This window comes from Xanthomonas sp. WHRI 7945, from assembly GCF_035026585.1.
Genome location: NZ_JAYIQP010000018.1, coordinates 36,446 through 52,355, shown reverse-complemented (window position 1 = coordinate 52,355; position 15,910 = coordinate 36,446). Strand labels below are relative to the sequence as shown.

Sequence of the window (15,910 nt, the reverse complement as noted above, 5' to 3'; positions counted from 1 at the left end):
TACGCAAGGGAACACCGCATGAGCGTTGACGACGTCGCGTCGCACCCCCCCGCCTCACCGCAGCCGCCCGAATTCAAGACCTTGCTGGGCCATCCACGGCCATTGTGGATGCTGTTCATGACCGAATTCTGGGAGCGCTTCGCGTTCTACGGGATTCGCTGGGCGTTGGTGCTGTACATCGTGGCGCAGTTTCATGACGGCCAGGGGACGGGCCAGGCGCCGGCCAGCGCCACCTACGGCGCCTACCTGGCGCTGGTGTACGCGGCGGCGATCTTCGGCGGCTACATCGCTGACCGGGTGCTCGGCTACCAGCGCTCGATCCTGGTCGGTGCGGCGGTGATGTCCGCCGGCCTGTTCCTGATCTCGATCCCGAACCCGCAGATCTTCGAGCTGGGCCTGGCCACCGTGGTGGTCGGCAACGGTTTGTTCAAGCCCAACATCTCGACCATGGTCGGCCAGCTGTACAGCGCCGCCGACCCGCGCCGGGACAGCGGCTTCACCATCTTCTACATGGGCATCAACCTGGGCGCGATGATCGCGCCGTGGCTGACCCAGCAGCTGGCCGAGAAGGTGTTCGGCACCGCGGCGATGCCGTCGTACAAGATGGTGTTCATCGCCTCGGGCATCGGCATGCTGATCAGCCTGGTGTGGTTCTGGTTCGGCCGCGCCCAGCTCAAGGGCATCGGCGCACCGATCCACGACGGCGCCAGCCGCATGCGCGTGGTGTACGTGCTGCTCGGCATGCTGGTGGCGATCCCGGTGGTGTACCTGGCGCTGGCCGCCGGCGCCGGGGTGCTGCAGTGGATCCTCAGCACGATGTTTGTGATCCTGGCGGTGATGCTGCTGATCGAAGGCATCCGCAACGGCAAGGTGGCGCGCGACAAGGTGATCGCGATGCTGATCATCTTCGCCTTCAACGTGCTGTTCTGGATGTTCTTCGAGCAGGCGGGCAGTTCCTTTACCTTCCTCGCCGACGAAATCGTCAATCGCCGGTTCGGCGACTGGACCTTCCCCACCGCCTGGTTCCAGTCGGTGAACTCGCTGGCCATCATCACCCTGGCGCCGCTCATCGCCTGGATCTGGGTCAAGGCCGGCCGCTTCAATCCCTCCATCTCGCGCAAGTTCGCGCTGGGCCTGACCTTCAATGGCCTGGCGTTCCTGTTGCTGATGTTCGCGCTGTCGAGCCTGGTCGACGACGCCGGCAAGATCCCGTTCTGGACCCTGTTCATGGTCTACGTGATCCAGTCGGTGGGCGAGCTGTGCCTGTCGCCGATCGGCCTGTCGATGGTGACCAAGCTGGCGCCGCTGCGCCTGGTCGGCTTCGGCATGGGCGGCTGGTTCCTGTCCACCGGCATCGGCAACAACCTGTCCGGCATCTTCGCCAGCCATGTCAGCGGCGAGGGCGGGATGACGGTATCTTCCGCCCTGAGCGGGTATACCTTCGGTTTCTGGGCGCTGCTTGGCTCGGGCGTGTTGCTGTTCCTGATTGCACCGTTGATCAGCAAGCTGATGCACGGTGTCAAATGACGTGAGGTAGATCGCAATGTCGAACAAGACGATCAAGACAATAGGCAGCGCCGCGGCGCTGCTGCTGGCACTGTCAGGCTGCGAGAAGGCCGTCGCACCGGAGGCCGAGCAGGCCCCGGCCAAACCGTTGGACACCTCGGTGCAGAAGCCGCCGGTGGCCGATCCCAGCCAGCCGGTGGCCTCGGGCAATACGCCCGCCGCCGCCGACGTGGCCGCGGTGGCGGCGCTGAGCGCGCAGTTCGACCCGGCCCGCGACCCGGCCAAGGACCTGGAGACCGCGCAGGTGGAAGCCAAGCGCGGCGGCAAGCGGATCCTGCTCGACGTGGGCGGCGAGTGGTGCTCGTGGTGCCACATCCTCGACCAGTTCATCGAGGGCGATGCGGAACTGCGCAGCTTCCGCGACGCCAACTACGTGTGGGTCAAGGTCAACTACAGCGACGACAACAAGAACGAGGCGTTCCTGGCCCAGTACCCGAAGATCGAGGCCTACCCGCACCTGCTGGTGCTGGATGCCGACGGCAAGCTGCTGCAATCGCAGTTCACCGGCGAGCTGGAGAAGGGCAAGGGCTACGACCGCAAGAAGTTCTTCGACTTCCTCAAGCAGTGGGCGCCGCCGCAGACCTGAGCGAAGCGGCAGGGCGTCTTGCTGGCAGCCGGAAGGTATTGAACCTGTAGGAGCGGCTTCAGCCGCGACAGGCTTTACCGGTAGAGCCCGTCGCGGCTGAAGCCGCTCCTACAGGGGTTCGTGCATCCGCCGGATCTCCATGTGGAGCGATTTCAGTCGCGACAGCTTCACCGAACGGCGCGTTGCGGCTGCAGTCGCTCCCATAGAGTCCCGCTCGGCCGTGTCTGCGTAGCCGAGCACGCAAATCGCCGCGCGAGGCGGCATCTCGCCGCGCGCGAGGCAGCACCCGGCCTTTGTAGGAGCGGCTTTCAGCCGCGACAGATCGCTACGAGGCGCAGCAGGCCATCAGTCGCGGCCAAGCCGCTCCTATGGGATTTCCGTGGACCACTGGATCCTCATCATGGGAGCGGCTTCGTCGCGGCGGGCCTTACCGTCGGGCGCGCCACTCCCGCGACGCCGCGGCTACTTGCCGGTCATGCTCGGCAAGCCCTCGGCCGCCAAGCGGTCGATCAGCCGGTGCAGCACGCGCTGCTCTTCCTCGCTGAACGGCGCCAGCAGGCGGCGCTCGCATTCCAGCACCATCGGCGCGACCACCTGGTAGACCTCCACGCCCGCCGCCGTCAGGTGCAGTACCGAGCGGCGGCGGTCGTCGCCATGGGTCTCGCGCTGGATGAAGCCGCGCTCGAGCAGGCGCGCCACCGCGCGGCTCACCGCCACCTTGTCCATCGCGGTGCGCTCGGACACCTCGCCGGCCGACAGCCCCGGGTACAGCGCCAGCACCGCCATCACCCGCCATTCGGTCACCGCCATGCCGTAGCGCTCGCCGTAGACGCGGGCGATGTTGCTGCTGATCCGGTTGGACAGCACGCTGATGCGGTAGGGCAGGAACTGCTCCAGGTCGAGCGAGGGCTGCTCGGGAGCGGGTGGGGCGGAGGGAGCGATCGACGTCATGCTGCATTGCACCTTGCTGGTGGTTTCATTTGTAACTACAACGGAGGACACTACCAGCCATTCTCGCGAGTCTGGCGTCCGTCCGCATCCGAAATTTCGGCCGGCCGCGGCCCGCGTCCTCCAGGAGACGAGCCATGAGCGCACAACCGCAGTATCCGTCCCAGCCGGCCAACCTGGGTATGCAGGTCACCACCTTCGAAAACCCGATGGGCATCGACGGCTTCGAATTCGTCGAATTCGCCGCGCCGGCCGGGCAGGGCGAACAGCTGCACGCCTACTTCCGCAGCATGGGCTTCAGCGCGGTGCTGCGCCATCGCAGCCGCGCGATCACCGTGTACCGGCAGGGCGGGGTCAACTTCCTGGTCAACGAGGAGCCGGATTCCTTCGCCGCCGACTTCGCCGCCGCGCACGGCCCCTGCGCCTGCGGCTTCGCGATCCGCTTCCGGCATCCGGCCGACGAGGTGTTCGCCAAGGTGCTGGAGAACGGCGGCGAAGCCATCGCCGACAAGGCCGACACCCGTGCGGTGCCGGCGCCGGTGGTCAAAGGCATCGGCGACTGCATGCTGTACCTGGTCGACCGCTATGGCGAAAAGGGGTCGGTGTACGCCGAGTTCGAACCGGTGCCCGGCGCCGAGCCGCACCCGGCCGGCTTCGGCCTGACCTTCATCGACCACCTGACCCACAACCTGTACTTCGGCAACATGCAGCGCTGGTCGGACTACTACGAGCGCCTGTTCAACTTCCGCGAGATCCGCTACTTCGACATCAAGGGCGCCAAGACCGGGCTGACCTCCAAGGCGATGACCGCGCCGGACGGCGTGGTGCGCATCCCGCTCAACGAATCGTCCGACCCGAAGAGCCAGATCAACGAATACCTGGACGCCTACCACGGCGAAGGCATCCAGCACATCGCCTGCTTCACCGACGACATCTACGAGACGGTGGAGCGCATGCGCGCGGCCGGGGTCGAGTTCCTGGATACGCCGGACGCGTACTTCGAGGTGATCGACCAGCGCATCCCCAACCACGGCGAGGACGTGCCGCGGCTGGCCCGGAACAAGATCCTGATCGACGCCGACCTGGAGACCAAGCAGCGCAAGCTGCTGCAGATCTTCACCCAGAACTGCATCGGCCCGATCTTCTTCGAGATCATCCAGCGCAAGGGCAACGAGGGCTTCGGCGAAGGCAACTTCCAGGCCCTGTTCGAGAGCATCGAGCGCGACCAGATGAAGCGCGGCGTGCTCTGACGCGAAAAACAGGCATGCGCCGACGCGGCAAGAGCCCCTCTCCCGACGGGAGAGGGGTTGGGGTGAGGGTACGGTGGCGCTATGAGAGTCAAACCGCCGCTCCCCACTTCAACGCTGCAAAACGCACGCTTGCTGCGTAGGGCCATGACCGATGCCGAACGCAAACTATGGAGTTGCCTGAGAGGCGGCCAGTTGCAAGGCGTCAAGTTCCGGCGCCAATATCCGATTCCTCCCTATGTCGCCGATTTTTGCTGCGTGGCGTCGAAGTTGATCGTTGAGCTGGATGGTTCGCAACATAGCGAAACGAGCGATGCGACAAGAACACGCTGGCTTGAGTCGCAAGGCTGGCGAATCGTCCGCTTTTGGAGCAACGATGTGCTGCTGTCGACGAATGCCGTGATCCAGGTGATTTGCGATGTTACGGCGGCGCCGTACCCTCACCCCAACCCCTCTCCCGGTGGGAGAGGGGCTTGATTTCGAAGGCCCAAGTGCATGCATGACCATCATCGCTACATGTCCGGCTTCGGCAACGAATTCGCCACCGAAGCAGTGCCCGGTGCGCTGCCGCAGGGGCAGAACTCGCCGCAGCGCGTGGCCCATGGCCTGTACGCCGAGCAGCTGTCCGGCACCGCGTTCACCGCGCCGCGCGGCGTCAACCGGCGCAGCTGGCTGTACCGGATCCGCCCGGCGGCGGTGCACGGTGCGTTCGCCGCCTACACGCAGGCCGGCGGCTTCCACAACGACTTCAACGCCGGGCCGGTGTCGCCGGACCAGTTGCGCTGGAGTCCATTGCCGCTGCCGCAGGCGCCGGTGGATTTCGTCGACGGCCTGTACACGATGGCCGGCAACGGCTCGGCCGAGGCGCAGCATGGCGTGGCGGTGCATCTGTACGCGGCGAACGCCTCGATGCAGGACCGTTTCTTCTACAACGCCGACGCCGAGCTGCTGATCGTGCCGCAACTCGGGCGGCTGCAGCTGTGCACCGAACTGGGCACGCTCGAGGTCGAGCCGCAGGAGATCGCGGTGATCCCGCGCGGCGTGCGTTTCCGCGTCGCGCTGCCCGACGGACAGGCGCGCGGCTACGTGTGCGAGAACTTCGGCGCACTGTTGCGGCTGCCCGACCTGGGGCCGATCGGCGCCAACGGCCTGGCCAATCCGCGCGACTTCCTCACCCCGGTGGCCGCCTACGAGGACGCCGAAGGCGAGTTCGAATTGATCGCCAAGTTCCAGGGTCACCTGTGGCGCGCGCCGATCGCGCATTCGCCGCTGGACGTGGTCGCCTGGCACGGCAACTACGCGCCGTACAAGTACGACCTGCGCCGTTTCAACACGATCGGTTCGATCAGTTTCGACCATCCCGATCCAAGCATCTTCACCGTGCTCACCGCGCCCAGCGACACGCCCGGCACCGCCAACCTGGACTTCGCGATCTTCCCGCCGCGCTGGCTGGTGGCGCAGCACACGTTCCGCCCGCCGTGGTTCCACCGCAACGTGGCCAGCGAGTTCATGGGCCTGGTGCACGGCGTCTACGATGCCAAGGCCGAAGGCTTCGCGCCGGGCGGCGCCTCGCTGCACAACTGCATGAGCGGGCATGGCCCGGACGCGGCCACCTTCGACAAGGCCTCGCAAGCGGACCTGTCGCGGCCGGACGTCATCGCCGACACCATGGCCTTCATGTTCGAGACCCGCGCGGTGCTGCGCCCGACCGCGCAGGCGCTGGCCGCCGCGCACCGGCAGCGCGACTACCAGCGGTGCTGGCAGGGCCTGCGGCGCAATTTCCACGCGCCCTGAGCGCGCGGTGCGTGGCGCACCGGCCCGCACCGCGCCGTGGGCTGCGGCCACCGCCTACAGCAGTGCGCTCAGGCGGCTTCCAGTTCCAGCGACGCGCGCGGCGGGGTGGCAACACTTGTAGCGTGCGCTGCGCGTAGCGCCGGAGGTCATTTTCCGCGCGCCCCGACTGCGTCGCGCACCGTCCGCGCCGACCGAGGGTCAGCAGTACGGCGGTGCGCTCAGGCGGCTTCCAGCGACGCGTGCAGTGGGGCGGGCAGCACTTCCAATACGCGCTCGCGGATGCGCTGCGCGTAGCGCTCGGAGGTCATTTCCGGCATCGCGCGCAAGGCGTTCGCGATCGCCTGCAGCGTGGTGGCGTCCTCGCGCGCATCGCGCAACTGCTGCTGCAGCGGGCGCGAGGCCGGATGGCGCTGCAGTTGCAGCAGGTCGAGCAGATACATGCGCGCGTTGAGCAGCGCGCGGCGCGGATCCGCTGGCGCCGCGGCCGGCGCTGCCGGAGCCGCGACCGGTGCGGCGACGGCGCGGCCATCATCCAGATAGCCCTGCTGCAAGAGCGCCTGCACGATCGCCGCGGCGTTGCTGCCGCCCAGCGCGGCCAATTCCTCGACGCTGCGCTGGCCATCGGCCAGGATCAACACGCGCCGCTGGCGCATGTCCAGTGGCGCGGCGTGGGATTGCAGTGCCGCGAGGGCGAGGGCGGTCTTGCGCGGATGCATGGCAGTGGTACCGGAAGAGGCGCAGCTTCGCCTTTGGCGGTGAAACGCTGATGACAGGCGATGCGCGCTGCGCGGCGGCGAGTCGCGTGCGGGTACGAGGCAAGGCCAGTGTGAGGCGGGAAACTTCGTCTACGCACGGGTGTCGATGCCTTGCCTCCTGGGGTGCCGGACGAATGCGATGCGCCGCATGTGCAGCAGCGTTCGCCGGCACCATCAACATCAACGCCACAACCACAACCACAACGACAACGACAACGACAACGACAACGACAGCGGCAGCGGCAGCGGCAGCCAAGACCAATGCCAAGGCGCGGGGTTACAGCGCAGCCACGGGCACGGCTACGGCTAAGTCAAAGCTAAAGCTAAAGCTAAAGCTAAAGCTGCTGAGCCGGGTGGCGATAGCGAGGACGATGGCGGACCTGCGTCGTGATTCCGCAACGCCAGCCAGTGCATGCATCCGCCGCGCGCGCTAGCCTATGCGCTGCTCTTGCGAGGAACTGCGATGAAGCCGACCCTGCCCGCCGCCGCATTGCTGCTGCTCGCGCTGAGCGCTTGCGACACATCGCCGCCAGCATCGCCGCCGTCGGCGTCAGCGCCCGCCGCGGCGAACGACGACGCCTTGCCGCCGCCGCCACTGGACCAACCCGATACCGACGTGCCGCCGGCGCAGGCCCCGGCCGCGGCGATACCGCCGGAGATGGCGCCGGCCGAGCGCCAACTGGCCCGCGCCGACGGCTACGGCGACCTGCGCCTGGGCATGAGCGCGGCGCAAGCGCGCACGGCATGGGGCGGCGAGCTCGATGGCCAGCCTGGCGAGGCCGGCGGTTGCTATGTCCTCAGGCCGCGCTGGGCCAAGGGCGGCACCGACTTCGGCCTGATGTTCGAGGCCGACAAGCTGGTGCGCTATGACGTGCGCACTCCCAAGGAGACCGCGCCGGGCGGCGGCAAGGTCGGCATGGACTTGGCGCAGCTGCGCGCGCTGTATGCCGGGCGCCTTGAGGAGCAGCCGCACAAGTACATCGAAGGCGGCAAGATCCTGCGCATCTCCAGCGCCGCCGGAGAGTCCGGCGTACTGGTGTTCGAGATCGATGCCGCGGGCAAGGCCAGCGCCTGGCGCGTCGGCCTGCCACCGCAGGTGGACTACGTCGAAGGCTGCGGCTAGCTGGATCACTTCCGGGAGGTGTGCCGTCGCGAAGGACATCACGGTGATTCGCGAAGGCGTCGGAACTGATGACCCAGACCCGCCGGAGTTCCTTCCACAGTGCACCCAGCCAATGCATGCGGCTTTGAGGAGTGGTTTCAACCGCGACAGCTACCGCGGCGAGACGAAGGCGTCGGCAGCAGTCGGGGCTGAAGCCCCTCCCACAGTGCGCCCAGCCAGCGCACCGCGGCTTTGTAGGAGCGGTTTCAACCGCGACAGATACCGCGTAAGACGATGGGCTTCGGCAGACAGGCTGCGTAGCAGTCGGGGCTGAAGCCCCTCCCACAGTGCACCCAATCAGCGCACCGCACGTTGTAGGAGCGGTCTCAACCGCGACAGGTACCGCGACGAGGCAACAGGATTGGGCAGCTGACGGGACTGAAGCCTCCTTCACAGTCCAGTCTGGCAGACTCGTCGCAAGCCCCTGTGGGAGCGACTTCAGTCGCGACGAGCGAAGCGGTGGACCTGAAGCTCCAGAACGGCCGTCTGAACGGATGGCCCCAGGCTATCCGGAACCTCCTGCAATTGTGCCCTCCAACCTGCCGGGGCCTTCACAGGCGCGGTTCTGGTTGGCTCGATTGGCGCCGGCAACCGCGACCGGCGAAGGCGCCCGCGCCTGGGCAAACACTACCTAGCCACGGATCGCCGCGCCTTCGCCACGATGACGACCGCATCATCCGGGCTGCGCATAGAATCGCGCATCGTAACGGCGAGGGGATGGGCGATGGCGAGCGCGATCGGCTTGGTGCTGGTGGGACTGCTGTTGCTGGCCTTGGGCGGCGACTCGATCGTCAAGGCGGCGTCCGGCCTGGCGCAGCGCTGCGGCGCCTCGCCGTTCGTCGCCGGCCTGCTGCTGGTGGCGTTCGGCACCTCGTTGCCGGAACTGGCGGTCAATGCGCGCGCCTACGCGGTCGGCGCGCAGGACCTGGCGCTGGGCAATGCGGTCGGCAGCAACCTGGCCAACCTGGGCCTGACCCTGGCGCTGGCCGCGCTGGCGGCGCCGCTGCTGGTGCGCACGCGGCTGCTGTCGCCGCTGCTGGTGGTGCTGGCGGTGGCGACGCTGGCGCTGATCGGCTTCGGCCTGGATGGGGCGATCGCGCGCTGGGAAGGCGTGCTGCTGTTGCTGGGTTTCGTCGGCGTGCTGGTGTTCCTGCTGCGCCGCGCGCGCGGCGAGGACGCCGCGCGCCAGCTCGGCCTGTCCGGCTATGCGGTGACCCGTACCGCGCTCGGCCTGAATCTGCTGCGCCTGCTGATCGCGATCGTGCTGCTGTATTTCGGCGCCAAGCTCGTGGTCGATGCGGCGCCGCGGCTCGGCGCCGCCTGGGGCCTGTCGCCGTTGCTGGTCGGCCTGCTGCCGGTTGCGATCGGCACCGCGCTGCCGGAAGCCGCCGCCGCGATCGCTGCGGCGCGGCGCGGGCAGGGCGACATGGTGGTCGGGCACGTGCTCGGCTCCAGCCTGTTCAACCTGCTGGTGGTGATCGGCGGCATGGCGGCGCTGCGTCCGCTGCCGTTGCCGGCCTCGTTCGTGCGCCTGGAACTGCCGGCGGCGGTCGCGCTCAGCGTGGTGCTGTACCCGATGCTGCGCGGCGATATGCGCATCAGCCGCGGCGAAGGCGCGGTGCTGCTGGTCGCGTTCCTGGCTTGGGTGGGGCTGGAAGTGGCGTTGGTGAGCTGAGGCGGGACTCGGGACTGGGGACTCGGAAAAGCGGGGAGCCTGCCAGGCGATGCCACTTGTAGGAGCGGCTTCAGCCGCGACCGGGCGTTACCGGCAATGCCCGGTCGCGGCTGAAGCCGCTCCTACAGGATCGCGCCAACCGCGGCACAGCCAGGTCGGAATCTTCTAGCGCTCGTCCTGCTGCGCCGGCGGCGGCAGCCCTTCCTTGTCGGCGTGGTCGCTGCCCGGCACCTGCGGCCGCTGTTCCATCATCAGCGACAGCGCCGCCTTGGCCATCATGTGCGCGCTGATCGGGGCGGTGATGAACAGGAACGCGGTGATCAGCAGTTCGCGCGGTTGCGGGTCCTGGCCCAGGAACAGGTGGTAGCCGACCGAGGCCAGCAGCACGCAGCCCACGCCCAGGGTGCTGGCCTTGGTCGGCGCGTGCAGGCGCTTGAAGAAGTCCGACAGCTTCACCAGCCCCAGCGCGCCGAGCAGGATGAAGAAGCAGCCGACGATCAGCAGCAGCGACAGCCCGACCTGCAGCAGCCCGATCATTCGACGATGTCCCGGCGCAATACGAACTTGCTCAGCACCACGGTGCTGCCGAAGCCGAGCATGGCGATCACCAGCGCGGCCTCGAAATAGATCGGCGAATCCAGGTACATGCCGAACAGCATCAGCTCGGCGATCGCGGTCACCGACAGCGTGTCCAGCGCCAGGATGCGGTCGGGCACCGTCGGCCCGCGCAGCAGCCGCCACAGCGCCAGCAGCATCGCCAGCGCCACCACGTGCATGCATACGGCGATGGTGCCCTCGATGAACATGTGGCCGGTCATGGGAAGATCTCCATCAGGGGCGCTTCGTAGCGCGTCTTGATCTGCCGGATCACGGTCTCGGCGTCGTCCAGGTGCAGCACGTGCACCAGCAGATACTTGCGGTCGTCCGACAGCGCCGCCGACACCGTGCCCGGGGTCAGCGTGATCATGCTGGTCAGCGCGGCGATGCCGTGGATGTTGGCGATGTCCAGCGGCACCCAGATGAAACCGGGATGGATCCGCGATTCCGGGCCCAGCACCTGCAGCGCCACCACCACGTTGGAGCGCACGATGTCCCAGGCGACCACGCACAGCATCTTCGGTACCGGACGCAGCGAGCCGATGCGCGCGAACTCGCGGTCCAGGCGCGCGGCGAACAGCGGCACCGCCACGCCCAGCAGCGCGCCCAGCAGCACCTGGGCCAGGCTGAAGCTGTCGCTCATCAGCAGCCAGAACACGGTGACGGTGACGCTCAGCGGCCACGAAGGGAACAGGCGGCGCAACCAGGGACGGCGCATGTCAGGGCTCCCGCAGTGCCGGCGCGACGGCGCGCAGCTGGGTGGCGTAGTCGGCCGGGCGCAGCAGCTGCGCCGCGGCGGCCTCGGTATAGCGCAGCATCGGCCCGGCGGCGATGGTCATCGCCACGCCGTAGCCGAGCAGCAGCAGCGTCGCCGCGGTTTCCAGCGGCCGCGCGCGCGCCTTGCGCGGTTGCCGCTGCGGCCGCTGTTCGAGGCTGTCGTCGTCGAGGCGCTGGTCGCCCGGCACGCGCCAGAACAGGCGCACGCCGGCGCGGGTCAGGCCCATGATCACCATCAGGCTGCTGAGCAGCACCGCCGCCCACACCGGGCCGACGTTGGCCGCAGGCGTGGCGCCGAGGATCGCGACCTTGGCCAGGAAGCCGGACAGCGGCGGCAAGCCGGCGATCGACACCGCCGCGATCAGGAACAGCACGCCGGGCACGGTCTTGCCCGGCAGCGGCGCGATCACTTCCTTGCGGTCGCTGGCGTCGCCGCGGCGGCGCCGGATCAGGTCGGCGACCAGGAACAGCGCCGCGGCGACGAAGCTGCTGTGCGCCAGGTAGTACAGGCCGGCGCCGAGCGTGCCCGGCGCGTCCAGCGCGAAGGCGATGAACAGCGTCGCCGCCGACACGATCACCAGATAGCCGACCAGCACCCGCAGGCGCACCGCGGCCAGCACCCCGAGCGCGGCCAGCAGCAGCGTGCCGATGCCCAGCCACAGCAGCCAGTCGCGGCCGTAGCCGGCCAGCGCCTGCGCCTGGTTGCCCAGGATCAGCGTGCTGACCCGCAGTACCGCGTACAGCCCGACCTTGGTCATGATCACGAACAGCGCCGCCACCGGCGCCGGCGCCCGCGCATAGGTTTCCGGCAGCCACAGGTACAGCGGCAGCAGCGCGGCCTTGGCGCAGAACACCAGCAGCAACAGGCCGAAGGTAGCCTTGATCAGGCGCAGGTTCTCCGGCGGCGCCTGCGCGATGCGCTGCGACAGCTCGGCCATGTTCAGCGAGCCGAGCAACGCGTACAGCAGGCCCAACGCGATCAGGAACAGGGTGGAGGAGGTGACGTTGAACACCACGTAGTGGAAGCCCACGCGCAGGCGCAGGCCGCGCCCGCCACTGAGCAGCAGGCCGTAGGAGGCGATCAGCATCACCTCGAAGAACACGAACAGGTTGAACACGTCGCCGGTCAGGAACGCGCCGTTGAGGCCGACCAGCTGGAACTGGAACAGCGCGTGGAAGTGCGGCGCGCGCCGGTCCCAGCCGGCGCAGGCGTGCAGCAGGCAGGCCGCGGCGAGCAGGGTGGTGGTCAACAGCATCCACGCCGACAGGCGGTCGGCCATCAGCGCGATGCCCAGCCGCGAAGGCCAGTCGCCGAGCAGGTACACCTGCACCTGGCCGTCGCCGGCGCGCACGAACAGCGCGATCACCGCCGCCGCCAGCGCCGCCATCGACGTCCACGCCACCGCGCGGCGCACGTGGCGTCCGTAGCGGCGGTGCTCGACGAACAGCGACAGGGCGGCGCCGAGCAGCGGGATCAGGATCGGCAGGATCACCAGGTGGTTCATAGCGCGCTGCCGCCGTCGTGATCGACGCGCGCATCGACATGGTCGCTGAGGTTGTCGCCGCGGCTGCGCATCGCCAGCACGATGCTGACCGCGGTCATCGCGAAGGCGATCACGATCGCGGTCAGCACCAGCGCCTGCGGCAGCGGATCGGCGTGCTCGGCCAGGGTCGGCGCGATGCCGTCGCGCAGCACCGGCGCCTTGCCCTGCACCAGCCGCCCGCCGGCGAAGATCAGCAGGTTGGTGGCGTAGGACAGCACGGTCATGCCCAGGATCACGTCGAAGCTGCGCGCGCGCAGCAGCAGGTACACGCCGACCGCGGTCAGCACGCCGATGGCGCTCGCCAGTGCCAGTTCCATCAGCGCATCTCCCCGGTGCGTGCCGAGCGCTGCGCCGGATCGATCTGGCCGCGCTGCGACGCGCGGGTGCGCGAGGGCTTGACCGTGCCCATCATCGACAGGGTCAGCATGGTGCCGCCGAACACCACCAGGTACACGCCGGTATCGAAACCCAGCGCGCTGGCCAGCGGGATGTCGCCGATCAACGGCAACTGCAGGTCGTAGTGGCCGCTGGTCAGGAACGGCACGCCGAACAGCATCGAGGCCATGCCGCTGAGTGCGGCCAGCAGCAGGCCCAGGCCGATGCAGCGGATGTAGTCGAAGCCGAAGCGCGACTCCACCGAGGCGGCGCCCTGGATCACGTACTGGATCAGCAGCGGCACCGCCAGCACCAGCCCGGCGACGAAGCCGCCGCCGGGCGCGTTGTGGCCGCGCAGGAACAGGAAGATCGACACGGTGAGGGTCAGCGGGAACATCAGCTGCGCCAGATCGGCCGGCACCGGCAGCTTGATCGGCGGGCCGGGCATCACCTTCTCCGGCGCCATCCGCGCGCGCCGCAGCAGCGCATGCACCACCAGCGCGGCGATGCCGAACACGGTGATCTCGCCGAAGGTGTCGAAGCCGCGGAAGTCGACCAGGATCACGTTGACCACGTTGCGCCCATAGGCTTCCGGCAGCGCGCGCTGCAGCAGCTCGCCGGCCATCGTCGCTGCCGGCCGGGTCATCACCGAATACGCCAGCAAGGCCATGCCGGTGCCGGCGGCGATCGCCAGCGTCGCATCGCGCAGCTTGCGCCAGCGCTGCGGCTCGACCGGAGAGGCCTTGGGCAGGTAGTTCATCGCCAGCAGCATCAGTACCAGCGTCACCATCTCCACCAGCAACTGGGTCAGCGCCAGATCCGGCGCCGACAGGAACACGAACACCAGGCTCACGCCCAGGCCGCTGCCGCCGATCACCAGCACCGCCAGCAGCCGCTGCCGGTACAGGAACAGCGTGGCCAGCGCGCAGCTGACGATCAGCAGCCACAGCCCCCAGCCCAGCAACGGCATCGGCTGCGGGGCCGGCCACTGGTTCCACAGCGGCGGCGCGGCGACGAACGGCGCCGCCGCGACCACCACCGCGCTCAGCAGCAGCCAGCGCAGGCTGCGCTGCAGGCTGCCGTTGGTCAGCAGCCGGGTGAAGCGCGCGGCGACGCCGAACAGCGCTTCCACATGCCAGTGGAAGACCCGCTTGCCCAGCGAACGGCGCGCCTCGGTGTACAGCGCGGTCAGCTTGCGCAGGCCGAAGTACAGCGCCACCCCGCCGACCACGCCGGCGAAACTCATCGCCAGCGGCGCGTTCCAGCCGTGCCACACCGCCAGGCTGTAGGCGGGCAGCGTCTCGCCGAGGATGGAGTGCGCGGCAGTGCGCAGCACCGGCGCCACGGTCAGCGCCGGTACCACGCCGACCGCCACGCACAGCAGCACCAGGATGTCCACCGGGATTCTCATCCAGCGCGGCGGCTCGTGCGGCATCGCGTCCAACTGCCGTGGCCCGCTGCCGAAGAAGGTCTCGTAGACGAAGCGCAGGCTGTAGGCGACGCCGAACACGCCGGCCAGCAGCGCCGCGGTGGCGGTGAACACGCGCATCGCCGCCGGACCGCCGGCCTCCAGCGCCTGCGCGAAGAACATTTCCTTCGACAGGAAGCCGTTGAGCAGCGGGATGCCGGCCATCGACAGCGAGGCGATGATCGCCAGCGCGCTGGTGAACGGCATCCAGCGGCGCAGGTTGCCGAGCCGGCGCATGTCGCGGGTATGCGTCTCGTGGTCGATGATGCCGGCGGCCATGAACAGCGAGGCCTTGAACACCGCGTGGTTGAGGATGTGGAACACGCCGGCCACCACCGCCATCGGCGTGGACAGTCCGAACAGCATGGTGATCAGGCCCAGGTGCGAGATCGTCGAATACGCGAGCAGGCCTTTCAGGTCGTGCTGAAAGATCGCCAGCCAGGCGCCGGCCAGCAGCGTGATCGCGCCGATGCCGCTGACCGTGTAGAAGAACAGGTCGCTGCCGGCCAGCGCCGGATGCAGCCGCGCCAGCAGGAACACGCCGGCCTTGACCATGGTCGCCGAATGCAGATAGGCCGACACCGGCGTGGGCGCGGCCATCGCATGCGGCAGCCAGAAATGGAACGGGAACTGCGCGCTCTTGGTGAAGATGCCGAGCAGGATCAGCCCCAGCGCCCACGGATACAGCGCACTGGCGCGGATCGCATCGCCGGCGGCGAGCACCGCATCGAGCTGGTAGCTGCCGACGATGCGCCCGAGCAGCAGGATGCCGCCGAGCAGCGCCAGGCCGCCGCCGCCGGTGATCACCAGGGCCATGCGCGCGCCGTCGCGCGCGTCCTTGCGATGCGACCAGAACCCGATCAGCAGGAACGAACTGATGCTGGTCAGCTCCCAGAACACCATCAGCAGCAGCAGGTTGCCGGCGATCACCATGCCCAGCATCGCGCCCATGAACAGCAGCAGATAGCCGTAGAAGCGCGCCACGTTCTCGCGCGCGCCGAGGTAGTAGTGCGCGTACATCACCACCAGCGCGCCGATCGCCAGCACCAGGCCGGCGAACATCCACGCCAGCCCGTCCAGGCGCAGCGAGAACGTCAATCCGATCTGCGGCAGCCAGGCGTGGTCGGCGCGCACGATGCCGCCGTCCAGTACGGTCGGCGTCAGCACGCCCAGCAGCACCAGCCCGGCCAACGGCGCGGCCGCGGCGACCCAGGCCAGGGTGGCGCGCGAACGATGGCGCAGGGCGACGATGGCCGCCGCCATCAGGAACGGCAAGGCCAGCAGGATGTCCAGGACGGGGATCATGCAGGGAATGCGAGATTCGCGAGCAGGAGCCCGAGTGTAACAGGCGCATCCCGGCGCTGGCCTGCGATGGTGGTCGGCGCATGCGAGGTCATTGCGCCACGATAGCGCAGG

General features: G+C 68.5%; 15 protein-coding genes. 7 read left to right on the top strand and 8 right to left on the bottom strand.

Annotated features, from left to right (window positions below):
• Positions 1-18 precede the first annotated feature (18 nt).
• Both VDQ83_RS14795 and VDQ83_RS14790 read left to right on the top strand, forming a co-directional pair.
• On the top strand, positions 19-1,527 hold the full coding sequence (locus tag VDQ83_RS14795) for a peptide MFS transporter (protein WP_455435518.1): 1,509 nt from the start codon (positions 19-21) through the stop codon (positions 1,525-1,527).
• Between the two features lie 16 nt (positions 1,528-1,543).
• Complete coding sequence (locus VDQ83_RS14790) at positions 1,544-2,152, top strand: thioredoxin family protein (RefSeq protein ID WP_309918397.1); 609 nt, start codon at positions 1,544-1,546, stop codon at positions 2,150-2,152.
• Between the two features lie 462 nt (positions 2,153-2,614).
• On the opposite strand, the gene VDQ83_RS14785 is transcribed toward VDQ83_RS14790, so the two are convergent.
• Positions 2,615-3,103, bottom strand: a complete 489-nt coding sequence (locus VDQ83_RS14785) for a MarR family winged helix-turn-helix transcriptional regulator (RefSeq protein WP_263396865.1) — start codon at positions 3,101-3,103, stop codon at positions 2,615-2,617.
• A gap of 134 nt (positions 3,104-3,237) precedes the next feature.
• Here VDQ83_RS14785 and hppD point away from each other — a divergent pair, with 134 nt between their 5' ends.
• The 3 genes from hppD (at position 3,238) to hmgA (ending at position 6,141) form a co-directional block, all read left to right on the top strand.
• Complete coding sequence (hppD, locus tag VDQ83_RS14780) at positions 3,238-4,350, top strand: 4-hydroxyphenylpyruvate dioxygenase (RefSeq protein ID WP_455435517.1); 1,113 nt, start codon at positions 3,238-3,240, stop codon at positions 4,348-4,350.
• A 144-nt stretch (positions 4,351-4,494) separates the two neighbouring features.
• The gene (locus VDQ83_RS14775) at positions 4,495-4,824 is read left to right on the top strand and encodes an endonuclease domain-containing protein (RefSeq protein ID WP_263396866.1); all 330 of its coding nucleotides are present in this window, start codon (positions 4,495-4,497) and stop codon (positions 4,822-4,824) included.
• A gap of 18 nt (positions 4,825-4,842) precedes the next feature.
• Positions 4,843-6,141 carry a homogentisate 1,2-dioxygenase gene (hmgA, locus tag VDQ83_RS14770; RefSeq protein ID WP_455435516.1) on the top strand — a complete coding sequence of 433 codons (1,299 nt, stop codon included), beginning with the start codon at positions 4,843-4,845 and terminating at the stop codon, positions 6,139-6,141.
• A 218-nt stretch (positions 6,142-6,359) separates the two neighbouring features.
• Here hmgA and VDQ83_RS14765 read toward each other — a convergent pair whose 3' ends face one another.
• On the bottom strand, positions 6,360-6,857 hold the full coding sequence (locus VDQ83_RS14765; RefSeq protein ID WP_455435515.1) for a hypothetical protein: 498 nt from the start codon (positions 6,855-6,857) through the stop codon (positions 6,360-6,362).
• 502 nt (positions 6,858-7,359) lie between these two features.
• Here VDQ83_RS14765 and VDQ83_RS14760 point away from each other — a divergent pair.
• Both VDQ83_RS14760 and VDQ83_RS14755 read left to right on the top strand, forming a co-directional pair.
• The gene (locus tag VDQ83_RS14760; protein WP_455435514.1) at positions 7,360-8,019 is read left to right on the top strand and encodes a lectin; all 660 of its coding nucleotides are present in this window, start codon (positions 7,360-7,362) and stop codon (positions 8,017-8,019) included.
• Positions 8,020-8,782: 763 nt separating this feature from the next.
• Complete coding sequence (locus VDQ83_RS14755) at positions 8,783-9,733, top strand: calcium/sodium antiporter (RefSeq protein ID WP_455435513.1); 951 nt, start codon at positions 8,783-8,785, stop codon at positions 9,731-9,733.
• A 165-nt stretch (positions 9,734-9,898) separates the two neighbouring features.
• On the opposite strand, the gene VDQ83_RS14750 is transcribed toward VDQ83_RS14755, so the two are convergent.
• The 6 genes from VDQ83_RS14750 to VDQ83_RS14725 are packed head-to-tail and all read right to left on the bottom strand — an operon-like array spanning position 9,899 to position 15,799.
• Complete coding sequence (locus VDQ83_RS14750; RefSeq protein WP_263396871.1) at positions 9,899-10,270, bottom strand: Na+/H+ antiporter subunit G; 372 nt, start codon at positions 10,268-10,270, stop codon at positions 9,899-9,901.
• Positions 10,267-10,551 (bottom strand): K+/H+ antiporter subunit F, encoded by a 285-nt coding sequence (locus tag VDQ83_RS14745; protein ID WP_309918417.1) that lies wholly within the window; start codon positions 10,549-10,551, stop codon positions 10,267-10,269. The genes VDQ83_RS14750 and VDQ83_RS14745 overlap by 4 nt, the downstream gene beginning before the upstream one ends.
• Positions 10,548-11,048, bottom strand: coding sequence for a Na+/H+ antiporter subunit E (locus tag VDQ83_RS14740; RefSeq protein ID WP_455435512.1), 501 nt, complete (start codon positions 11,046-11,048; stop codon positions 10,548-10,550). The genes VDQ83_RS14745 and VDQ83_RS14740 overlap by 4 nt, the downstream gene beginning before the upstream one ends.
• Before the next feature lies 1 nt (position 11,049).
• Positions 11,050-12,612 (bottom strand): monovalent cation/H+ antiporter subunit D, encoded by a 1,563-nt coding sequence (locus tag VDQ83_RS14735; RefSeq protein WP_455435511.1) that lies wholly within the window; start codon positions 12,610-12,612, stop codon positions 11,050-11,052.
• Positions 12,609-12,968 (bottom strand): Na+/H+ antiporter subunit C, encoded by a 360-nt coding sequence (locus VDQ83_RS14730; RefSeq protein ID WP_455435510.1) that lies wholly within the window; start codon positions 12,966-12,968, stop codon positions 12,609-12,611. Before VDQ83_RS14730 ends, VDQ83_RS14735 begins: the two co-directional genes overlap by 4 nt.
• The gene (locus VDQ83_RS14725; RefSeq protein WP_455435509.1) at positions 12,968-15,799 is read right to left on the bottom strand and encodes a monovalent cation/H+ antiporter subunit A; all 2,832 of its coding nucleotides are present in this window, start codon (positions 15,797-15,799) and stop codon (positions 12,968-12,970) included. The genes VDQ83_RS14730 and VDQ83_RS14725 overlap by 1 nt, the downstream gene beginning before the upstream one ends.
• Between the last annotated feature and the right edge of the window lie 111 nt (positions 15,800-15,910).